General features: G+C 71.1%; 18 protein-coding genes and 1 pseudogene. 12 read left to right on the top strand and 7 right to left on the bottom strand.

Features of this window, described 5'->3' with window-relative positions; all coding sequences use genetic code 11:
- Positions 1 to 19 precede the first annotated feature (19 nt).
- From AB0A63_RS08340 to AB0A63_RS08315, 6 genes are all read left to right on the top strand, one after another.
- A complete protein-coding gene (locus AB0A63_RS08340; protein WP_360386979.1) occupies positions 20 to 622 on the top strand; it encodes a uridine kinase in 603 nt (200 codons plus the stop codon).
- An 82-nt stretch (positions 623 to 704) separates the two neighbouring features.
- Positions 705 to 1,682, top strand: coding sequence for a hypothetical protein (locus AB0A63_RS08335; protein ID WP_360386976.1), 978 nt, complete (start codon positions 705 to 707; stop codon positions 1,680 to 1,682).
- Entirely contained in the window at positions 1,669 to 2,268 is a 600-nt protein-coding gene (locus tag AB0A63_RS08330; RefSeq protein ID WP_360386973.1) for a DUF4129 domain-containing protein, read from the top strand. Before AB0A63_RS08335 ends, AB0A63_RS08330 begins: the two co-directional genes overlap by 14 nt.
- On the top strand, positions 2,265 to 3,296 hold the full coding sequence (locus AB0A63_RS08325; RefSeq protein ID WP_360386970.1) for a DUF4350 domain-containing protein: 1,032 nt from the start codon (positions 2,265 to 2,267) through the stop codon (positions 3,294 to 3,296). The genes AB0A63_RS08330 and AB0A63_RS08325 overlap by 4 nt, the downstream gene beginning before the upstream one ends.
- Positions 3,293 to 4,255 carry a MoxR family ATPase gene (locus AB0A63_RS08320; protein WP_360386967.1) on the top strand — a complete coding sequence of 321 codons (963 nt, stop codon included), beginning with the start codon at positions 3,293 to 3,295 and terminating at the stop codon, positions 4,253 to 4,255. Before AB0A63_RS08325 ends, AB0A63_RS08320 begins: the two co-directional genes overlap by 4 nt.
- A gap of 1 nt (position 4,256) precedes the next feature.
- The gene (locus tag AB0A63_RS08315) at positions 4,257 to 5,546 is read left to right on the top strand and encodes a DUF58 domain-containing protein (RefSeq protein WP_360386964.1); all 1,290 of its coding nucleotides are present in this window, start codon (positions 4,257 to 4,259) and stop codon (positions 5,544 to 5,546) included.
- Positions 5,547 to 5,557: 11 nt separating this feature from the next.
- Here the strand turns inward: AB0A63_RS08315 and AB0A63_RS08310 are convergent, their stop codons facing one another.
- The gene (locus tag AB0A63_RS08310; protein ID WP_360386962.1) at positions 5,558 to 6,565 is read right to left on the bottom strand and encodes a stage II sporulation protein M; all 1,008 of its coding nucleotides are present in this window, start codon (positions 6,563 to 6,565) and stop codon (positions 5,558 to 5,560) included.
- A 19-nt stretch (positions 6,566 to 6,584) separates the two neighbouring features.
- On the opposite strand from AB0A63_RS08310, the gene AB0A63_RS08305 reads away from it, so the two are divergent.
- The gene (locus AB0A63_RS08305; RefSeq protein ID WP_360386959.1) at positions 6,585 to 7,337 is read left to right on the top strand and encodes an RDD family protein; all 753 of its coding nucleotides are present in this window, start codon (positions 6,585 to 6,587) and stop codon (positions 7,335 to 7,337) included.
- Here AB0A63_RS08305 and AB0A63_RS08300 read toward each other — a convergent pair.
- On the bottom strand, positions 7,308 to 7,724 hold the full coding sequence (locus tag AB0A63_RS08300) for a nuclear transport factor 2 family protein (RefSeq protein ID WP_360386956.1): 417 nt from the start codon (positions 7,722 to 7,724) through the stop codon (positions 7,308 to 7,310). The genes AB0A63_RS08305 and AB0A63_RS08300 overlap by 30 nt on opposite strands.
- Positions 7,725 to 7,802: 78 nt before the next feature.
- Between AB0A63_RS08300 and AB0A63_RS08295 the strand changes: the two genes are divergently transcribed.
- Entirely contained in the window at positions 7,803 to 8,318 is a 516-nt protein-coding gene (locus AB0A63_RS08295; RefSeq protein WP_360386953.1) for a helix-turn-helix domain-containing protein, read from the top strand.
- Here AB0A63_RS08295 and AB0A63_RS08290 read toward each other — a convergent pair.
- The 4 genes and pseudogenes from AB0A63_RS08290 to AB0A63_RS08275 form a co-directional block, all read right to left on the bottom strand.
- Positions 8,297 to 9,085, bottom strand: coding sequence for an ATP-binding cassette domain-containing protein (locus AB0A63_RS08290; RefSeq protein ID WP_360388340.1), 789 nt, complete (start codon positions 9,083 to 9,085; stop codon positions 8,297 to 8,299). The two genes, AB0A63_RS08295 and AB0A63_RS08290, sit on opposite strands and share 22 nt — an antisense overlap.
- Positions 9,074 to 9,712, bottom strand: a pseudogene (cbiQ, locus tag AB0A63_RS08285) (cobalt ECF transporter T component CbiQ); the annotation flags it as partial. The gene AB0A63_RS08290 and the pseudogene cbiQ, both read right to left, overlap by 12 nt.
- Positions 9,709 to 9,990: a PDGLE domain-containing protein gene (locus AB0A63_RS08280; protein WP_360386950.1), complete on the bottom strand. Its 282-nt coding sequence runs from the start codon at positions 9,988 to 9,990 to the stop codon at positions 9,709 to 9,711. The gene AB0A63_RS08280 and the pseudogene cbiQ, both read right to left, overlap by 4 nt.
- Positions 9,987 to 10,673, bottom strand: a complete 687-nt coding sequence (locus tag AB0A63_RS08275) for an energy-coupling factor ABC transporter permease (protein ID WP_360386948.1) — start codon at positions 10,671 to 10,673, stop codon at positions 9,987 to 9,989. Before AB0A63_RS08275 ends, AB0A63_RS08280 begins: the two co-directional genes overlap by 4 nt.
- 289 nt (positions 10,674 to 10,962) lie before the next feature.
- Here AB0A63_RS08275 and AB0A63_RS08270 point away from each other — a divergent pair, with 289 nt between their 5' ends.
- Together AB0A63_RS08270 and AB0A63_RS08265 are read left to right on the top strand one after the other, a co-directional pair.
- Positions 10,963 to 13,077 (top strand): glycoside hydrolase family 95-like protein, encoded by a 2,115-nt coding sequence (locus AB0A63_RS08270; RefSeq protein WP_360386945.1) that lies wholly within the window; start codon positions 10,963 to 10,965, stop codon positions 13,075 to 13,077.
- A gap of 42 nt (positions 13,078 to 13,119) precedes the next feature.
- Positions 13,120 to 14,469 (top strand): aminotransferase class V-fold PLP-dependent enzyme, encoded by a 1,350-nt coding sequence (locus AB0A63_RS08265; RefSeq protein WP_360386942.1) that lies wholly within the window; start codon positions 13,120 to 13,122, stop codon positions 14,467 to 14,469.
- Positions 14,470 to 14,568: 99 nt separating this feature from the next.
- On the opposite strand, the gene AB0A63_RS08260 is transcribed toward AB0A63_RS08265, so the two are convergent.
- Positions 14,569 to 15,084 (bottom strand): MarR family transcriptional regulator, encoded by a 516-nt coding sequence (locus AB0A63_RS08260; protein WP_245816540.1) that lies wholly within the window; start codon positions 15,082 to 15,084, stop codon positions 14,569 to 14,571.
- Positions 15,085 to 15,459: 375 nt separating this feature from the next.
- Here AB0A63_RS08260 and AB0A63_RS08255 point away from each other — a divergent pair, with 375 nt between their 5' ends.
- Together AB0A63_RS08255 and AB0A63_RS08250 are read left to right on the top strand one after the other, a co-directional pair.
- Complete coding sequence (locus AB0A63_RS08255) at positions 15,460 to 16,809, top strand: glutamine synthetase family protein (protein ID WP_360386938.1); 1,350 nt, start codon at positions 15,460 to 15,462, stop codon at positions 16,807 to 16,809.
- A gap of 10 nt (positions 16,810 to 16,819) precedes the next feature.
- A complete protein-coding gene (locus tag AB0A63_RS08250; protein ID WP_360386935.1) occupies positions 16,820 to 19,306 on the top strand; it encodes a DUF3516 domain-containing protein in 2,487 nt (828 codons plus the stop codon).
- Positions 19,307 to 19,677: the final 371 nt, after the last annotated feature.

The following is a 19,677-nucleotide window of genomic DNA, read 5'->3' as shown; positions in this document are numbered from 1 at the left end:
TGTGCGAGGATTGCCCCTCGTGCCCATCCCAGTGCCCGCTCCCAGGGCCGTCCTGCTGGCCGGCCCGTCCGGCTCCGGCAAGTCGACGCTGGCCGCCCACCTCGGCTGGCCGGTGCTGCGCCTCGACGACTTCTACCGCGACGGCGACGACCCGCTGCTCCCCCGCGACGACCACGGCCGTGCCGACTGGGACGACGTCGGGTCGTGGAACGCCGGCGCCGCACTGGCCGCCGTGGTCGAGCTCTCCACGACCGGCACGGTCCAGGCGCCGGTGTACTCCATCGGCGAGGACCGCAGAACGGGCTGGCAGACGATCGAGCTGGGCGACGCGCCCGCGTTCGTCGCGGAAGGACTGTTCGCCGACCTGCTGGTCGACGGCGCGCGGAAGGCCGGGGTGCTCAGGGACGCGATCGTGCTCGCGCCCAGCGCGCCGGTGACGTTCGCCCGGCGGTTCGCCAGGGACGTGGCCGAGGCCCGCAAGCCGGTGCCGGTGCTGGTCCGCCGCGGGTTGCGGCTCCTGCGTCAACAACCGGTGGTGGTGCGCCGTTGCACTGACGCGGGCATGCGCGCGATGAGCCCTCACCGCGCCCGTGCCGAGCTCGGGACCACTGCCAATTCGTGATCGACTCGCTCCGCGGTCCGCCTGTACCGCGAGCGCGCTTCTGGCAGGATTCCGCCAACACCACGACCGGGGGTAAGCCGCGATGTCCGACACGCCCGGCTGGTCTTCACCCGACCAGCCCCACCAGCAACCGCACCAGCCGCAGCACGGCTACAACGCGCCGCCACCGCCGGGCGCGCAGCCGTCGATGAAGCCCGGTGTGATCCCGCTGCGCCCGCTCGCGATCGGCGAGATCGTCGACGGTGCCGTCAGCACCATGCGCAAGCACCCGAAGCTCATCATCGGCGCGGCCGCCGTCGTCGCCGCGGTGACGCAGGTCCTCGGCCTGCTGGTGCAGCTGCCGTTCCTCGACGACCTCACCTCGGTCGCCACGCTCGACCCGAACACCATGACCCAGCAGGAGGCGGTGGACCAGCTCACCAGCGGTCTCGTCGGCTTCTTCACCGGCACGCTGCTCAGCGTGCTGCTGCTGGTGGTCGGCACGGTGTTCCTCTCCGGCTTCGTGACCGTGGTCGTCGGCCGCGCCGTGCTGGGCCAGCCGGTCACGTTCGCCGAGGCCTGGGACGAGTTCAAGCCGCGGCTGCTGCCGTTGCTGGGCGCGACGCTGCTCTACGGCCTGGCCGTCACCGCCGGCGCGATCCTCTGCGTCGTCCCCGGTGTCTGGCTGTGGGTGCTGTTCGGCCTCGTCACCCCGGCGCTGGTGCTGGAGCGCTGCGGCGTGGGCACCGCGTTCGGCCGCTCGCGGACCCTCGTGCGGGGCGCGTGGTGGCGGACGTTCGGCGTCCTGCTGCTCGCCGCGCTGATCAGCGCGATCATCAACTGGATCATCAGCATCCCGTTCACCCTGCTCGGGTCGGCCACGACCGGTTTCTCCGGCGACCCCACGGCCGCGCTGAGCATCGGGTCGCTGGTGTTCACGACCATCGGCGCGATCATCGCCTCGACGATCACGCTGCCGTTCACCGCGGCGGTGACCGTGCTGGTCTACGTCGACCGGCGGATGCGCGCCGAGGGCATGGACATCGAGCTCCAGCGGGCCGCGGGGCATGGCGGTCTCTGACGTACCCGTCGACCTCGACCGCGACGAGGCCCGCGAGGCCGCCGTCCGGGAGCTGAGCGACCCGGCGTACGTCTCCGACGACCCGAACCCGGTCGAACGCGCCCTGCGGTGGGTGCTGGAGCAGCTGGACGAGCTGTTCGCGGGTGCCGGGGGCATGAGCGGCATCACCGCCGTCACGATCATCGTGGCGGTGGTGGTGCTCGTCGTGGTCGTCGTCCGGTTGCGCACCGGGCGCACCGGCCGCGCGCTGCGGTCGGGTGCGCAGGTCTTCGGCGACGCGGTCATGACCGCGGCCGAGCACCGGGCCGCGGCCGACCGCGCGGCCGCCGCCGGCGACTTGGCCGAGGCGGTCCGCGAACGGTTCCGCGCCGTGGTGCGGGAGCTGGAACAACGGGGAGTGCTCGACGCGCGGGCCGGTCGCACCGTCGCCGAGGTGGCCGCCGAGGCGGGTCGCTCGCTGCCGGGCCTCGCCGACGACCTGCGCGGCGCGGCGGTGCAGTTCGACGACGTCCGGTACGGCGGCCGGACCGCCACGGACCAGGGCTACCGGCAGCTGGTCTCCGTCGACGACCGGGTGCGCGGATGACCGCGGTCTCCCCCGACTCGGGGCGGATCTGGTCCGCCGCCAGAGGACCACTGCTCATCGGCGTGATCATCCTCGCGACGGCCGTCGTGATCACGGTGCTGCGCGGCAGCGGCGAGGGCGGCTCGCTCGACCCCCGCTCGTTCCAGCCGCAGGGCAGCCACGCGCTGGCGGAGCTGTTGCGGCAGAACGGGGTGCGCGTCGAGCTCACCGACGACGTGTCCACGGTGGACGGTGCGACGCTGTTCGTCGCGCAGCCGAACCTGATCGACCCGGCACGGCTGGCCGGCCTGAGCGAGGCGGCCGCGGCGACCGTGCTCGTGGCACCGGCGAGCGACCTGGGCCGCGTGGAGGTCGAGACCCGCCAGCCGGGTTGCCCGCTCGCGGACCGGGCCGGTGCGGTCACGACCGGCGGGTTCACCTACACCGGCGAGCAGAGCTGCTACGACTCGACGCTGGTGCGCACCGGCACGGTCACGATGATCGGGTTCGGCGGCGTCTTCACCAACGACGACCTCGACGAGGAGGGCAACGCCGCGCTCGCGCTCGCGTTGCTCGGCCAGCACGAACGGCTGGTCTGGTACCTGCCGGCCGCGGCGGACCGCTCGCAGCAGAAGGCGCTGTCCGACCTCGTCCCGGCCGGATGGCTGTTCGCGGCGCTGCAGCTGGGGATCGCGGCCGTGGTGGTCGCGCTGTGGCGGGCCCGCAGGCTCGGCCGGGTGGTGCCAGAACGGCTGCCGGTCGTGGTGCGCGCCGCCGAGACCGTGGAGGGCAGGGCCCGGCTGTACCGGTCCTCGCACGCGGCGGGCCACGCGGCGGCGGTGCTGCGGCAGGCGACCCGCGACCGGCTGGCACCGCTGCTGGGCGTGCCGGTGGGTGCGGACCCGTCCGAGGAGATCGCCCGCAGGACTTCGCGTCCGGTGCCGCAGGTGCGGACGCTGCTCTACGACGACGGGCCGGTGGACGACCGGGGGCTGGTCGCGCTGGCCGACGAGCTGGACGCTTTGGAGAACGAGGTGCGCAAGGGATGACGGCAGTGGTCACCACCGAGGAAGCACGCACGGCGCTGGTGGCGTTGCGCACGGAGATCGGCAAGGCCGTGGTGGGCAACGACGCCGCGGTGACGTCGCTGATCCTCGCGTTGCTGTGCAGGGGGCACGTGCTGCTCGAAGGCGTGCCCGGCGTGGCGAAGACGCTGCTCGTGCGGGCCATGGCGAAGGCACTGGACCTGAAGACGACGCGGGTGCAGTTCACGCCGGACCTGATGCCGGGCGACCTGACCGGGTCGCTGGTCCACGACGCGCAGAACGCCACGTTCTCGTTCCGCGAGGGGCCGGTGTTCACGAACCTGCTGCTGGCCGACGAGATCAACCGCACGCCGCCGAAGACGCAGTCGGCGCTGCTGGAGGCGATGGAGGAACGGCAGGTGTCCGCGGACGGCAAGACCCGGCCGCTGCCGGCGCCGTTCATCGTCGTGGCCACCCAGAACCCGGTGGAGTACGAGGGCACCTACCCGTTGCCCGAGGCGCAGCTCGACCGGTTCCTGCTCAAGGTCACCATGCCGGTGCCGGGGCGGGAGCAGGAGATCGACGTGCTGACCCGGCACGCGTCCGGGTTCGACCCGCGCGACCTCTCGCACCTGTCGGCGGTGGCCGGGGCGGAGCACCTGGAGGCTGGTTCCGCGGCCGTGCGCGCGTTGACCGTCGCGCCCGAGGTGATCGCGTACGTCGTGGACGTGTGCCGTGCGACGCGCCAGTCCCCCGCGGTGCGCCTGGGCGTTTCTCCGCGTGGCGCAACGGCTCTGCTCGCTGCCGCACGGGCGTGGGCGTGGTTGTCCGGACGTGACTACGTGACGCCGGACGACGTGAAGTCGCTGGCGAGGCCCGCGTTGCGGCACCGGCTGGAGCTGCGCCCGGAGGCCGAGCTGGAGGGCGTGACGGCGGACGGCGTGCTGGACGGCGTGCTCGGGGCCGTTCCGGTGCCGCGCTGACGTGGCGCTCACGGGCCGCGCGGCGCTGCTCGCGCTCATCGGGGTGTTCGTCGTCGGGCTGGTCTTGCCGTCGTGGCAAGGAATTCTCGTCGTGCTCGCGGTGCTGGTCGTGTGTGTGGCGGCCGATCTCGTGCTGGCGGCGGGCGTCCGGCGGTTGACGTTCTCACGCGCGGGAGCGACGTCTGTGCGCACGGGCGAGCTGTGCTCGGTGCAGTTGACGGTGCACAACCCCGGTCGTCGGTTGCGCGGTGTTCTCCGGGACGCGTGGGTGCCTTCGGCGGGGGTGGTGGCCGACCGGGTGGCCGTGGACGTGCCCGCCGGCGGGTCGCGGACGCTGACGTTCGAGCTCCGGCCGGTGCGCCGAGGGGACCGCACGGCGGATCGCGTGACCGTGCGTTCTCTGGGCCCGCTGGGGATCGCGGCCCGGCAGGGGTCGCACGAGGTGCCGTGGACCGTGCGCGCGTTGCCGCCGTTCCACAGCCGCAAGCACCTGCCGCCGTTGCTGGAACGCCTGCGGGAGCTCGACGGCCGCCGGGCGTCGCTGATCCGCGGCGCGGGCACGGAGTTCGACTCGCTGCGGACGTACGTGATCGGCGACGACGTGCGGTCGATCGACTGGCGTGCGTCGGCGCGGTCATCGGACGTCGTGGTGCGCACGTGGCGGCCGGAACGCGACCGGCAGGTGCTGATCGTGCTGGACACCGCGCGCACGGCGGCCGGTCGGGTCGAGGGCTCGCTGGGTGGCCTGCCCCGGCTGGACACGGCCATGGACGCGGCGCTGCTGTTGTCCGCGCTCGCCGTTCAGGCGCGCGACCAGGTCGGCTTCCTGGCCCACAGCGGCAAGGTGCGGGCCTCGGTGCCGCGCGCGACGCTGCCGGCCCTGGTCGCCGCGATGGCGCCGCTGGAGGCCGAGCTGGTCGAGTTCGACGCCCGCGGCGCGGTCGCGGAGGTGCTGCGGCGTGCCGCGCGCCGGTCGCTGGTCGTGCTGCTGACGTCGCTGGAACCGTCGATCGAGCACGGCCTGCTGCCGCTGCTGCCGGCTCTGGCCGCGCGGCACCGGTTGCTCATCGCGTCGGTGTCCGACCCGGCGGTGCACGCGATGGCCGCCGGACGCGGTGACCTGGAAGCCGTCTACAACGCCGCCGCCGCGGAACGCACGTTGGCCGAACGCCGCCGTCTCACCGCTTTGCTCGCACGGCACGGTGTCGAGGTCGTGGACGCGTTGCCCGACGACCTGCCTCGCGCGCTCGCGGACCGCTACCTGTCGCTGAAGGCGGCGGGCAAGCTCTAGGCAAGCAAGATTCAGACGGACGTGGGCACGACGTCCTCGCGCTCGCCCGCGTCCACGTCCCCGGTCTCGCCCTCCAGCGCCGCCCGCCGCCCGATCACGAAGACGTACAGCAGGAACAGCACCTCGGCGGCCACGCCGATGCCGACCCGCGCCCACGTCGGCCACCCCGACGGCGTCACGAACCCCTCCAGCACACCGGACACCAGCAGCACCACGACCAGCCCGAGCGCCACGGCCACCACCGCGCGGCCCTCGGTGGCGAGCGCGGCAGCACGGGTGCGCGGGCCGGGGTCGATGACCTGCCAGCCCAGCCGCATGCCGATGCCCGCCGCGACGAACACCGCCGTCAGCTCCAGCAGGCCGTGCGGTGCCAGCAGCCCCAGGAACACCTCACCGCGGCCGGCGCCGAACATCAGGCCGACGCCGACGGCGAGGTTCACGGCGTTGGTGAAGAGCAGGTAGACCGGCGGGAGCGCGAACAGCACGCCGAGCAGCAGGCACGCGGCGGCCACCCAGGCGTTGTTCGTCCACACCTTGGCCGCGAACGAGCCCGCCGGGTCGCTGGAGTAGTAGGCCTCGTAACCGCCGCCGGCCCTGGTCATCTCGCGCAGCTCGTCGGGTGCGGCGATCAGCGCCTGCACGTCCGGGTTCGTCGCGATCCAGGCCGCCATGACACCGGTGAGCAGGTAGAACGCCACCCCGGCCGGAACCCACCAGCGCCATCCGCGGTAGACGGCGGCTGGGAACCGGTGTGTGAAGAAACGGGTGAAGATGCGCCATGCGGGCGTGTGCGTGCCCGTCACCGCAGCGCGCGCACGCGCGACCAAAGTGGAGAGACGTTCCACGGTGGCCACGTCCGGTGTCTGGCTGCGCACGGTCGACAGGTGTGTGGTGACGCGCTGGTAGAGCTCGATCAGCTCGTCGGCCTCGGGCCCGGTCAACCGGCCGGACCTGCCGACCAGCTGGTCGAGCCGCTCCCACGACGCGCGGTTGCGCTCGATGAACACGTCCAGATCCACGATGGGTCACACTATCCGCGTGGGGGATCTCGTCACCGGTGAAGCGGTAGTTCTGGACCTGCGCGTGGCGCGGCTGGCCAGCAGGGCGGTCGCGTTCGCGTTCGACGTGCTCGTGCAGTTCCTGTTGTTGCTCGGCGTGTTCCTGTTGTCGCCGATCGGCTTCGACGACGCGCTGCAGTCGGCGCTCGCGTTGTCGCTCACGATCGCCGTGCTGGTCGGGTACCCGGCCGCGGTGGAGTCGTTGACGCGCGGCCGGTCGCTGGGCAAGCTCGTCATGGGACTGCGGGTGGTGCGCGACGACGGCGGCTCGATCCGCTTCCGCCACGCCCTGGTGCGCGCGCTCACCGGGTTCTTCGTCGACTTCTGGGCGCTGGGCCTCGGCGGCGCGGTGGCGTTGTTCGTGTCGCTGTTCTCCGCGCAGGGCAAGCGGGTCGGCGACTACCTCGCGGGCACCGTCGTGGTGCACACGCGGGTGCCGGAGCAGGCGGTGACGCCGGTAGAGATGCCGGCACCGCTGGCCGAGTGGGCCCAGGGCCTCGACCTGTCGCAGCTGCCGGAGGAGCTGGTGCTCGCGGCGCGGCAGTACCTGGGCCGCTACCACGAGCTCGGCGAGAGGGCGCAGCTGGAGCTCGGGGCGCGGCTCGCGGACGACGTGGGTGCCGCCGTCCGGTCGCCGCGCGCCGAGCACGTCCACCCGTACCCGTACCTGGCCGCCGTGCTGGCCGAGCGGCGCGGCCGGGCGTCAGGCGCCCAGCAGTTCGGTCAGCAGTAGCGGGTTCATGTAGTCGTCGTAGCGGGCGATCTCGCCGTCGCGCAGGTGGATGACCGCGATGGCGGTGAAGGTGTAGTGGTCCTGCTTCACCTTCGACCACCCCCTGTGCGTGATCTCGGCGACGACCACGTCCGGGTCGTCGGTGAGCCGGGTGATCGCCTCGACGTGCTGGACCTCGATCTTCTCGCGGACCCGCGCGCCCCTCATCTTGTCGAAGTAAGCGCGGATCTCGTTGCGGCCCTTGATCTCCGGCTGCTGGAACGACGCCGGGAACCGGTAGGCCATCACGCCGTCCTCGGTGAACAGGTCCGCGAACGAGTCGTGGCCCTGCTCCCCCGCGACCTGCCTGCGGACGTGCTCGACGATCTCCGCCGGTGTGCGTGCCATCTGTCCTGCCCCCATCTCTAGAATCGGAACGGTGACCCCGGTTATGACGATACGGAACGCACGCCCCGGTTGGCAACGATGAGGGCCGACGCGGCGCGGAACCGCGAGAAGGTGCTGGCGGCAGCACGGGAGCTGTTCGCGTCGAAGGGCATCGACGTGCCGCTCGACGAGATCGCCGCGCACGCCGGGGTCGGGCCCGGCACCGTCTACCGGCACTTCCCGACCAAGCAGGCGCTGTTCCAGGCCGTCACGGACGCGCGCGTCTCGGCGATGGTCGAGTCGGCCGCCGCCCCCGCCGGCGATCCGGGCGCGGCGCTGTTCGCGTTCCTCGGGCGGATGGCCGACGAGGCGGCGGCGAAGCGGGACCTGTCCGACGCGATCACCGTGCCGTCCGAGCTGCGGGACCGGCTGCACGCGGCGCTCGGCGGGCTGCTGGAACGGGCTCAGGCCGCCGGTGCGGTGCGCGCGGACGTGACGACGAAGGACCTGGTGGCACTGATGAAGGGGATGCTGCAGAGCCTGCACGAGGGGGCAAACCCCGCGCTGCTGCTGGAGATCGTGACCAGCGGGCTTCAGTCGAGCCGGAAGCCGTAGGGCAGTTCGAGGCGGTGGCGGGCGAGCAGGTCGGCGTCGGCGAGGAGCTCGCGGGTGGGTCCGTCCGCGACGACCACGCCGTCGTCGACCAGGACGCTGCGCGGGCAGGTCTGCAGCGCGAACGGCAGGTCGTGGGTGACCACGAGCATCGTGCGGCCCAGGCCGAGCAGCAGTTCGGCGAGCTCGCGGCGGGCCACGGGTTCCAGGTTCGCGGACGGCTCGTCCAGCACCAGGACCTCCGGGTCGCACGCGAGCACCGTGGCGAGCGCGACGCGGCGGCGCTGACCGCCGGACAGGTGCAGGGGTGAGCGGTCGGCGACCGCCTCCATCCCGACCGCCCGCAACGCCCCCAGCACCCGTTCGTCCACATCGGACATGCCGAAGTTCTGCGGGCCGAACGCGACGTCCTCCCGCACGGTCGGGCAGAACAGCTGGTCGTCCGGGTCCTGGAAGACCAGGCCGACGCGGCGGCGGATCTCGCGCAGGTTCGCCCTGCTGACTTCGAGGCCCGCGATCGCAACCGTGCCGGAGCCGCCGGAGTGGACGCCGTTGAGGTGCAGTGCCAGCGTGGTCTTGCCGGCGCCGTTCGGGCCGAGCACCGCGACCCGTTCGCCGCGCTCGACCCGCAGGTTCACGCCGAAGAGCGCCTGGTGGCCGTCCGGGTAGGCGAAGGCGAGCTTGGAGACCTGCACCGCCGCGGCGGCCGGGGTCTCGGGGACGATCGTGGCCGAACCTCCCGGCCGGCCGGTCCAGCCGCGCGACACCATGGCGAGGTGCACCCTCTCTCCGCGTTCGTAGGACCGGATGAACAGCGTGCCGACCGAGCGGGCCAGCGCACCGGCCTGCCACAGGAACCGCGGGTCGTCGCCGCGGGAGATGCGGGCGACGCGCATCCGCTTCGCCTCGCCGGCCACGACCTCGCCGTAGCGCAGCATCAGCGTGGCGATCATGATCATCGACGCGGGCACGCGCAACCGCTGCAGGCCCTTGAGCAGGTCACCGGGTGCGGTGGTGGCGGCCAGCGTGAGGCTGACCAGCACGCCGAGCGTGCCCTTGGCCAGGATGTTCCACCCGGCGAGCGCGCCCTCGACCGAGACCGAGACGCCGAGGAGGTCGGTGCGCGGGCCCGTGCCGAAGACCGGCAGCAGGAACGCGAGCACCACGAACGGCACCTCGATCACCGCGCGCTTGAGGAACCACCACGGCGAGACGCGTGCTACCGCCCAAACGGCGACGAGCACGAGGAGGTAGAGCCCGAAGACGGGGAACCACGTGCGCGGGGTGGCCACGACGCCCAGCACCGCCGCGAACGCCACGAGGATCTTCACGTGGGGTGCGAGGCGGTGCACCGGTGAGTCACCGGCGTGGTGCAGGACGTGGTGGCTCCCGCTCATGCCTTCGTCTTCTTGCGCAGCAGCCAGAACAGCCCGAACGACAGCCCGAGCACGACCACCACGCCGAGCACGCCCGCGAGGCCGGTGAACCGGTCGTCACCGCCGAGCGCGTAGTCGGCGAAGGCGCTGCCCGCGAACGGGTGCTCCTGCGCGTGCTCGGCGATGCCGGTGTCCTCGACCGTCTTGTCCAGGCCGTCCGGGTCGCCGGAGGCGAAGTACGACAGCACGCCCGCGATCAGCAGCGACACCACCGCGAACCCGAGGAAGAACCTCTTCACGACCGGACCTCCAGCGGCGAGCGGGTGCCCTTGAGCAGGTGCACGAGGTCAGGGCGGATCGCGGCGACCGACGTGACGGTCGCGGCGGTGATCAGACCCTCACCGACGCCGATCAGCGCGTGGAAGCCGAGCATGAGGAGTGCGACCTGGCCGATCTCCACCCCGCCCTGCCCTCCGATCGCGTACTCGACGACGAACCCCGTCGCGGCGAGCAGCGTGTTGACCAGCGCCGACACGAACGCGACGACCGCGAGCCCGCCCTTGCCCCGGTTCGCGAGCCCCCGCAGCGCCACCGCCACCGCGAACCCGGCCGCGGTGCCGATCAGGGCCATGTTGGTGACGTTGGTGCCCAGCGCCGTGAGCCCGCCGTCGGCGAACAGCAGCGCCTGCACCACCAGCACGATCGTCACGCACAGCGCACCGACCCAGGGGCCGACCAGGATCGCCGCGAGCGCACCGCCGAGCAGGTGCCCGGACGCACCCGGCAGGATCGGGAAATTGATCATCTGGACGGCGAAGATGAAGGTCGCGACGAGCCCGGCCATCGGGGCGGTCCGGTCGTCCAGGTCGGCGCGGGCCTTCACCAGCGCGACCCCGACGCCCACCGCGGCGACGACCAGGAACGCGACCGACGTCGGCGCGTTCAGCAGGCCGTCGCTCATGTGCATGGCAATGGCTGACATGTGCGGTCACGCTAATTGCCGGACCTCTGCTGTGGCTAGGACTGTGCAACAACGATTTGGGGGCAACAGCGCGGTGATCGTCACAGCGTCGCTAGTCATCGGATGACTTCTGCGGTTAGATCCGTTCCGCCGCCGCCACGGCACGGAGGGACCAACAGTGACAGAGCTGTCGCGTAGAACCTTTCTGTACGGAACAGGCGCAGCCGTGGGTGCGTCGGCACTGGGCTCGGGCACCTCGGTCGCAGCGCCGACCGCCCCTGAGACATCGGGTCACAACGTCCACCGGGACGTGGTCCGCGACGCCCGGATGGAGTGGCGGCGGCTGCCGCAGAACTGGGGCGACAGCCCGTTCCTCGCGAACGGCTTCCTGGGCGTGCAGGTCTACGCCGGGCGCACGCCGGACGAGCTGAAGCTGATGCTCAGCCACTCCGAGGTGCAGGACCAGCGCGAGCACTGGGAGGCCGCGATCGGGCTGTCCCGATTGCCGATCGGGTACCTGACGCTGCGGTTCGCCGGCGCGATCACGGCCGTGGACTGGACGCTCGACCTGTGGAACGCGGAGCTGACCGGCTCGGTGACCACCACGCAGGGCAGTGCCACCTTCACGATGCTGGTGCACAACGCGCGCAGCACGTTCCTCGCGTCCGTGCGCGGTGACGTGACCTGGGGGTTCCAGCCGCTGGAGTCCTCGACGACCCGCCAGGTCCGCAGGCCGGCCGACTACACCGCGAACCCCGCGCCGGCGCTGGGCACCGCGAACGGCGTCTCGTACGCCGCGCAGCCGTTGCACGCGGGCGGTGGCTACACGACGGCCTGGTCGGCCCGCGGCGGCCGGTTCGCGGCCCATGTGGCGTACACGCATCCCGCGGACGCGCACACGTCTGACGCGATCCGTGAGGTGCGCACGGCGCTGGCGATCCCGTTCGAGGTACTGCTGCTGCAGCACCGCCGTTGGTGGAACGCGTACTTCGCCAAGTCGCTGGTGTCGGTGCCGGACAAGCTCGTGCAGCGCTTCTACTGGTTGCAGCTCTACAAGATGGCCGCCGCCACCCGCGCCGACGCGCCGGTCATCAGCGAGTGGGGGCCGTGGTTCCCCGAGCAGGGCAACAGCTGGACGGCCGTGTGGTGGAACCTCAACGTCCAGATCTCGTACCCGCTGGTCAACGGCTCGAACCACCACGAGCTCGACGCCGTGACGACCACGCTGAAGCGCTACGAGCACAACCTCGAACGCAACATCAACCCCGCCTACCGGGACGGGGACTCGTACGCGATCTGCCACCCCGGCGACCGCACGTTGCGCTCCGGGCCGCGCTACTGCGGTGTGCCCGGCGTGGCGCCGAATGACCACACGGGCAATCTTCTGTGGGCGTGCCACAACGTGTGGCTGGGCTACCGGCACACGATGGACGAGAAGATCCTCAGGGACGTCCTCTTCCCGATCCTCACCAAGGCCGTCAACTACTACGCGCGGTTCCTCGTCGAGGGCACCGACGGCAGGCTGCACCTGCCGGAGACGCGGTCACCGGAGTACGCCAACGCCACGGACACGACCTACGACCTCTCGCTGATCCGCTGGGGCGTGCGCACGCTGCTGTCGATCGAGGAGAACCCGCGCTGGCGGGACGTGCTGACCCGGCTCGTGCCCTACCACCTGGGGCCGGACGGAGCGTTGATCGGCAAGGACGTGGCGCTCACCGACTCGCACCGGCACTTCTCGCACCTGCTGTGGTTCTACCCGCTGCGCGAGCTCACGTGGGACGTGGCCGAGCACCGCGACCTGATCGCGCGGACGTTCGACCACTGGGTGTCGCGTCGCGAGGCCTGGGCCGGCTACAGCTACGGCGCCGCGTCCGCGATGGCCTCGGCGATGGGGCGGCCGGAGGAGGCGCTGGCGTTCCTGCGCCACTTCCTCGACCGCAAGCCGGTCGGGTCCAACGCGGTGCTCACCGAGAACTCCTTCTACCGCGAGGGCAGCAACCTCGCGATCGAGTCGCCGCTCATGTCCGGCCAGGCCGTGCTGGAGATGATGGTCCAGTCGCACAACAACGTCGTGCGCGTCTTCCCGTCCGTCTCGCAGACGTGGGCCGACGCGTCCATCTCGTCGTTGCGCACCCAAGGCGCGTTCCTGGTCGACGCGTCACGGTCGGGCGGGCGCACCGACTGGGTGCGGGTGCACTCGGAGGCCGGTTCGCCGCTGGTGCTCGACCACGGCATCACCGGTGACATCGACGTGCGCGACCCGTGGGGCCGGCGACTGAACCACAAGCAGCAGGGTTCGGCCATCGTCGTGCCGTTGCGGCGTGGGCAGACGGCCATCGTCAGTCGCAAGGGCACTCGTCCGAACGTCGTAGCGCGCGATGTGACGGCCAACGGCTCGTCTTCGCGCTGGGGTCTGCCGTAACGTCCGAATTCGAACAACCGGATCGGACGAGTGGGGTGTGCGGTGGATCTTCAGCACTGGCTCAACGAGGCGCTGACCAACCACGAGAAGTGGACCGCCGAGTACGGCACCTTCACACCCCACTCGTCCGTCGAGGTCGACCCGGCGCTCTTCGGGTCGGCGCTCGCCGAGCTGCAGGACCGGCTGCGCGACAACTACCCGTTCTTCCACCCGCGCTACGCGGGCCAGATGCTGAAACCGCCGCACCCGGCCGCCGTCGTCGGCTACCTGTCGGCGATGCTGATCAACCCGAACAACCACGCGCTGGACGGCGGCCCGGCGACCGCGGCGATGGAACGCGAGGTCGTGGCCGGTCTCGCGGGGATGTTCGGCTACGGCGAGCAGCACCTCGGCCACCTCACCTCCAGCGGCACGATCGCCAACCTGGAGGCGTTGTTCGTCGCCCGGTCGCTGCATCCGGGCCGTGGCGTCGCGTACTCCTCCGAGGCGCACTACACACACTCGCGCATGTGCGGTGTGCTCGGTGTCGAGGGGTTCCCCGTGCCCGTGGACAGTCGCGGGCGCATGGACCTGGACGCTCTCGAAGCGCTGCTGCGCGGCGGCAAGGTCGGAACGGTCGTGGTCACGCCGGGAACCACCGCTTTGGGTGCCATCGAACCGGTGCATCTCGTGCTGGACATCGCACGGCGTTACGACGTGCGGGTGCACGTGGACGGTGCGTACGGCGGGTTCTTCGCGTTGCTCGCGGGCACGGACCTGGCGCCGGAGCCGTGGGAGGCCATCGGATCGTGTGACTCCGTCGTGGTCGATCCGCACAAGCACGGTCTTCAGCCCTACGGCTGTGGTGCGGTGTTGTTCCGCGACCCGTCCGTGGGCCGCTTCTACCTGCACGATTCGCCCTACACGTACTTCACGTCCGACGAGCTGCACCTCGGTGAGATCAGCCTGGAGTGCTCCCGTGCCGGTGCGGCCGCCGCAGGGCTGTGGCTGACGCTGAAGCTGCTCCCGCTGACCCGCGAAGGCCTGGGCGAGGTGCTGGCGGCCGGACGGCGCGCGGCCGTGCGGTGGGCGGGGCTGATCCGCGAGTCGGAGCAGCTGGAGCTCTACCAGGAGCCCGAGCTCGACATCGTCACGTACTTCCCGCGGACCAGCCCGCTGACGCTCTCGGCCGTGGACGCGGCGGCGCACCGGGTGATGCAGACCGGCATGAACGCCGCCGTCGACCCGGTGTTCCTGAGCGTGGCACGGGCGTCGAAGGAGGCGTTCGCAGCACGGCACCCCGGCGTGGCGGCGGACGCGGACGGGGCGCGGGTGCTGCGCAGCGTGCTGATGAAGCCGGAGTCCGAGGAGTACCTCGACACGCTGCACGCGCGGGTGCTCAGCCTGCTCTGACGGTGCAGGTCAAGCGGCCTGCGCTCCGGGTCGGACAGCGGGGGAACGCCGAAGTGGGCGACTCACCCCCGGTGAGTCGCCCAACGGGCGCGCAGGTCCTCAGCCGTGCTTGGCGCGGCGGCCGGAGCGGCGCGGCGGCAACGGCGTGTCGCCGCGCAGGTCGAGCCGGCGCTGCTCGCCGTTGGCCTCCAGGTGCGTCACCATCCGGCGCAGCATCTCGGCCAGCGACTGCGCCTCCGACGACTCCAGCGGGTCGGAGACGAAGACCTCCTCCTCGTTGAACTTGGGGAAGAGGTCGGCCATCAGTTCTTCACCCTCAGGGGTGAGGCGCAGGACCGCGAGGCGCCCGTCGGTCGGGTGGCCCATGCGCTCCAGCAGGCCCCGCGACTGCAGCGTCTTGGCGACGCCGGTCAGGGTGCCCTTGGAGATGCCGGCCTCCTCGGCGACGTACCGCGTCTCCATCTCGCCCCAGATCCACACGACCCAGAGCACGACGAAGCCGGTCCAGGTCAGATCGCTGGTGCGCAGCACCGAGTTCTCGAGGTGCTGCCGGATCGCGGTCGCGGCGCGGTGGATGTTCGACACCGCCGCCATCTGCTCGCGACGCAGTGGCACCGCACCGAGCTTGGCCTGGACGGCCTTCTCGGTCTCGGCAATCGTGTGGTGACCAGACAACTCAAAGTCTCCCGTGCTCGAGCTCAGGTGTTCCCGGCACAATACTTGCGGTTCCGAAGTATGTCTTCGACCTGGTGGTTTCGATCCGGCACGAGTCTGCTCGCGCTGTGATCACGATGTCACATCGCGCATGGTCCCGTGACGGTCGTCACCCGTCCAGTTACGGACTGTTGCCCAGTGGTGGACGATGAGTGCGGAGCCCCCAGCTGAGACCGAGCACGGTCTGCGCTCCACGGACGGGTCGACAGCGCTCGCACCTCGAACGTTGTCCCCTTCCGCGCCAGCGACGCACTGGGCCAGGAAAGGTAGTTCGACGTGGTCGGTGAACAGGTGACACGGGAGCTCGCGGCAAGACTCGGCGACGACGGCATCGACGTGGTGCGCGTCGTCTTCCCCGACCTGCTCGGCACGGACCGGGGGCGCGACGTCCTCGTCGAACACCTACCTGCGGTGACGCAGCGCGGGCTGTCGTTCTGCCGGGCCGTCTACAGCACCACGCCGGGCGGCAAGACCACCGAGAACGGCGGGGTGCTCGACGCGGGGCTGCCCGACGTGATCGTGGTGCCCGACCTCGACACGCTGCTGCCGATCCCCTGGGAGCCGGGGGTCGCGTGGTGCATCGGCGACGCGCTCAGCCCGGCCGACGAGCGACCCGTCGACGAGTCACCCCGCCAGGTGCTGCGCAGGGCGCTGGAGGTGTTCGAGACCACGGGTCTCTCGCCGGTGGTCGGGCCGGAGCTGGAGTACTTCCTCTGCGAACCCGACGAAGACCGCCCGAACGGGTGGCGGCCGTACTGCGACGAGCCGGGCAACGTGTACGCGACCGGCCGCCGCGGAGACTCGGACGGTCACCTGCTGAGAACTCTCCGGACGTTGAGCTCGGCGGGCCTGCAGACCACCGGCGGCAACCACGAGTACGCCGGCGGGCAGTTCGAGATCAACCTCGTGCACTCCCCCGCGATGGACGCGGCCGACCGGGCGTTCCGGTTCAAGACCTCGGTGAAGGAGCTCGCCCGGCGCGAGGGGCGGCTGGCGACGTTCATGGCCAAACCGTTCAACGACGGCGGCGGCTCCGGCTTCCACCTGCACCTGTCGTGCCACGAGAAGGACGGCCGCAACGCGTTCCAGGCGGCGGGCACCTCGCACGGCCTGTCGGACGAGGCGCGCTGGGCGATCGGCGGCATCCTCACCCACGCACCGGCGCTGGCCGCACTGCTCAACCCGACGGTCAACTCCTACAAGCGGTTCGGCCCGGACTCGCTCGCCCCGTGGCTGATCGACTGGGGCCTCGACAACCGCAGCTCGATGCTGCGGGTCCCGGCCGAGCGGGGCGAGACCACCCGGCTGGAGCTGCGCCTGGGCGACGCGAGCGCGAACCCGTACCTGGGCATCGCGGGCCTCATCGCCGCCACCTACCTGGGCATCCGCGACCGGATCGACCCGCCGCGCCCCTCGGCGGGCTACGGCTACGACCCGTCCAAGGCCCCGACGCTGCCCGCCACGCTGCCGGACGCCCTCGCCTACCTGGAGGAGGACACGGCGATGGTCGAGGTGCTGGGCAAGGACTTCGTCCGGTCCTATGTGGACTTCAAGTGGGAGGAGGTGGCCCGCTTCCAGCGGTTCGTGACCGACTGGGAGTTCACCGAGTACGCGTACCACCTATAGTTCACCCGCGATGACTGCACTCACGGACCGGCTCACCTCGATCGCCGACGAAGACGAACTGTTCGACACCTTCTCCGGGTGGGCCGCCGAACGCGGCCTGGCGCTGTACCCCGCGCAGGAGGAGGCGGTCATCGAGCTGGTCTCGGGGGCGAACGTCATCCTCAGCACGCCCACCGGGTCGGGCAAGAGCCTGGTGGCCATCGGTGCCCACCTGGTCGCGATGGCGGGCAACCAGCGCAGCTTCTACACCGCGCCGATCAAGGCGCTGGTCTCGGAGAAGTTCTTCGCGCTGTGCGAGGTGTTCGGGCCGGAGAACGTCGGCATGATGACCGGCGACGCCTCGGTGAACGACCAGGCGCCCATCATCTGCTGCACCGCGGAGATCCTCGCGAACATCGCGCTGCGCGACGGGACGGCCGCGGACGTCGGCCAGGTCGTGATGGACGAGTTCCACTTCTACTCCGAGCCCGACCGCGGCTGGGCGTGGCAGGTGCCGCTGATCGAGCTGCCCCAGGCCCAGTTCCTGCTGATGTCGGCGACGCTGGGCGACGTCGCGTTCTTCGAGAAGGACCTGACCCGGCGCACCGGCCGCCCGACCGCGGTGGTCCGTTCGGCGCAGCGCCCGGTGCCGCTGAACTTCCAGTACGTCCTCACGCCGTTGCACGAGACGATCGAGGACCTGCTGCACGGCCGCGAGGCGCCGATCTACGTCGTGCACTTCACCCAGGCCGCCGCGCTGGAACGCGCGCAGTCGCTGATGAGCGTCAACGTGGCGACCAAGCAGGAGAAGGAAGCCATCGCCGACCTCATCGGCAACTTCCGGTTCTCCTCCGGCTTCGGCAAGACGCTCTCGCGGCTGGTGCGGCACGGCATCGGCGTGCACCACGCGGGCATGCTGCCCAAGTACCGGCGGCTGGTCGAGCAGCTCGCCCAGGCCGGTCTGCTCAAGGTCATCTGCGGCACGGACACCCTCGGCGTCGGCATCAACGTGCCGATCCGCACGGTCGTGTTCACGGCGCTGGCGAAGTACGACGGCACCCGCACCCGCATCCTCAAGGCCCGCGAGTTCCACCAGATCGCCGGCCGGGCCGGTCGCGCCGGCTACGACACGGTCGGCACGGTCGTGGTGCAGGCGCCCGAGCACGAGGTCGAGAACCGCAAGGCGCTGCTGAAGGCGGGCGACGACCCGAAGAAGAAGCGCAAGGTCGTCCGCAAGAAGGCGCCCGACGGGTTCGTGTCGTGGAGCGAGTCGACGTTCGAACGGCTCGTGGGCGCCGAGCCGGAGCCGCTGACGTCGTCGTTCCAGGTCTCGCACGCGATGCTGCTGAACGTGATCGGCCGCCCGGCCGGTGGCGCGTTCCAGGCGATGCGGCACCTGCTGGAGGACAACCACGAGGACCGCCCGAAGCAGCTCAAGCACATCAAGCGCGCCCTGGCGATGTACCGGGCCCTGGTCGCGGCCGGTGTCGTGGAACGCTCCGGCGGCGACTTCCGGCTCACGATGGACCTGCAGTTCAACTTCGCGCTGAACCAGCCGCTGTCGCCGTTCGCGCTCGCGGCCATCGAGCTGCTCGACCGGGAGGCCCCCGGCTACGCGCTGGACGTGCTGTCGGTGATCGAGTCCACGCTGGACGACCCGAGGCAGATCCTGGGCGCGCAGGAGCACAAGGCCCGCGGCGAGGCCATCGGCGCCATGAAGGCCGAGGGCATCGAGTACGACGAGCGCATGGAGCTGCTGGAGGACGTCACCTACCCGAAGCCGCTGGAGGAGCTGCTGGAGGCGGCGTTCCTCACCTACCGCCGCGGCCACCCGTGGGTCGGCGACTACCACCTGTCCCCCAAGGCCGTCGTGCGCGACATGTACGAGCGCGCGATGACGTTCACCGAGTACGTCTCGTTCTACGGCCTGGCCCGCTCGGAGGGCCTCGTGCTGCGCTACCTGGCCGACGGCTACAAGGCCCTGTCGCAGACGGTGCCGGAGGAGGCCAAGACCGAGGAGCTGCAGGACCTGATCTCGTGGCTGGGCGAGCTCGTCCGCCAGGTCGACTCGTCGCTGATCGACGAGTGGGAGAAGCTCACCAACCCCGACGGCACGGTGCAGGAGGTCCGCGTGGACCAGCCGCCCGCCGTCACCCGCAACACCCGCGCGTTCCGGGTGCTCGTGCGCAACGCCCTGTTCCGCCGCGTCGAGCTCGCCGCCAAGCGCGACTGGTACTCGCTGGGCGAGCTGGACCACGAGTCCGGCTGGACGGCCAAGGAGTGGATGGACGCCCTGGAGCCGTACTTCGAGGAGCACTCGGACATCGGCACCGGCCCCAACGCGCGCGGCCCGGCGTTCCTGATCATCAACGTCGAGCAGGAGCGCTGGGTGTGCCGGCAGATCTTCGAGGACCCCGCCGGGGACAAGGACTGGGGCTTCAACGCCGAGGTCGACCTGGCCGAGTCCGACGAGCTGGGCGAGGCGGCGCTGACCATCACCGACGTCGGCCGGCTCTGAGGCCGTCCCCGCGCCCCGGTCGCGGAACCGGGCCGCGGACCGTTTCGCGAATCCCGTACGAATTCGAACGACTCTTCGTCGTTCTCCGGCCTGGGTGCGCGCGACAGCGGCCACGACAAAAGCGTTAATGCGCAGAATCCGGGGTTACCTGGATTCTGCACCCGCTAAACGTTGAAACCCGATGCATTTCAGCGATCGGGCATAACCGCTGGCCAGTTGAGACGACGGCTCCACCGGGGCGCTATGACGGCTTGATTGGCCGGGTGGTCCGGTCGGGGCAACATCATTGCGCCGCACCTCCGCGGTCGAGATATGGTGTTGCCCATGGGGGAATTAGTTCGCGCTCGTTCTCGGCAGCCGCAGCCGCCCAC

It is taken from the genome of Lentzea sp. NPDC042327, assembly GCF_040647275.1.
Taxonomy (GTDB): domain Bacteria; phylum Actinomycetota; class Actinomycetes; order Mycobacteriales; family Pseudonocardiaceae; genus Lentzea.
The sequence above is the reverse complement of the archived record's forward strand: the minus strand, read 5'-3'. Positions and strand labels throughout refer to the sequence as shown.

Coding starts and splice junctions, on each gene's coding strand:
- AB0A63_RS08275 (WP_360386948.1), bottom strand. CDS start 10,673: ATGTCAGCCATTGCCATGCACATGAGCGACGGCCTGCTGAACGCGCCG.
- AB0A63_RS08335 (WP_360386976.1), top strand. CDS start 705: ATGTCCGACACGCCCGGCTGGTCTTCACCCGACCAGCCCCACCAGCAA.
- AB0A63_RS08320 (WP_360386967.1), top strand. CDS start 3,293: ATGACGGCAGTGGTCACCACCGAGGAAGCACGCACGGCGCTGGTGGCG.
- AB0A63_RS08250 (WP_360386935.1), top strand. CDS start 16,820: ATGACTGCACTCACGGACCGGCTCACCTCGATCGCCGACGAAGACGAA.
- AB0A63_RS08330 (WP_360386973.1), top strand. CDS start 1,669: ATGGCGGTCTCTGACGTACCCGTCGACCTCGACCGCGACGAGGCCCGC.
- AB0A63_RS08290 (WP_360388340.1), bottom strand. CDS start 9,085: ATGGTGTCGCGCGGCTGGACCGGCCGGCCGGGAGGTTCGGCCACGATC.
- AB0A63_RS08295 (WP_360386953.1), top strand. CDS start 7,803: ATGAGGGCCGACGCGGCGCGGAACCGCGAGAAGGTGCTGGCGGCAGCA.
- AB0A63_RS08325 (WP_360386970.1), top strand. CDS start 2,265: ATGACCGCGGTCTCCCCCGACTCGGGGCGGATCTGGTCCGCCGCCAGA.
- AB0A63_RS08300 (WP_360386956.1), bottom strand. CDS start 7,724: ATGGCACGCACACCGGCGGAGATCGTCGAGCACGTCCGCAGGCAGGTC.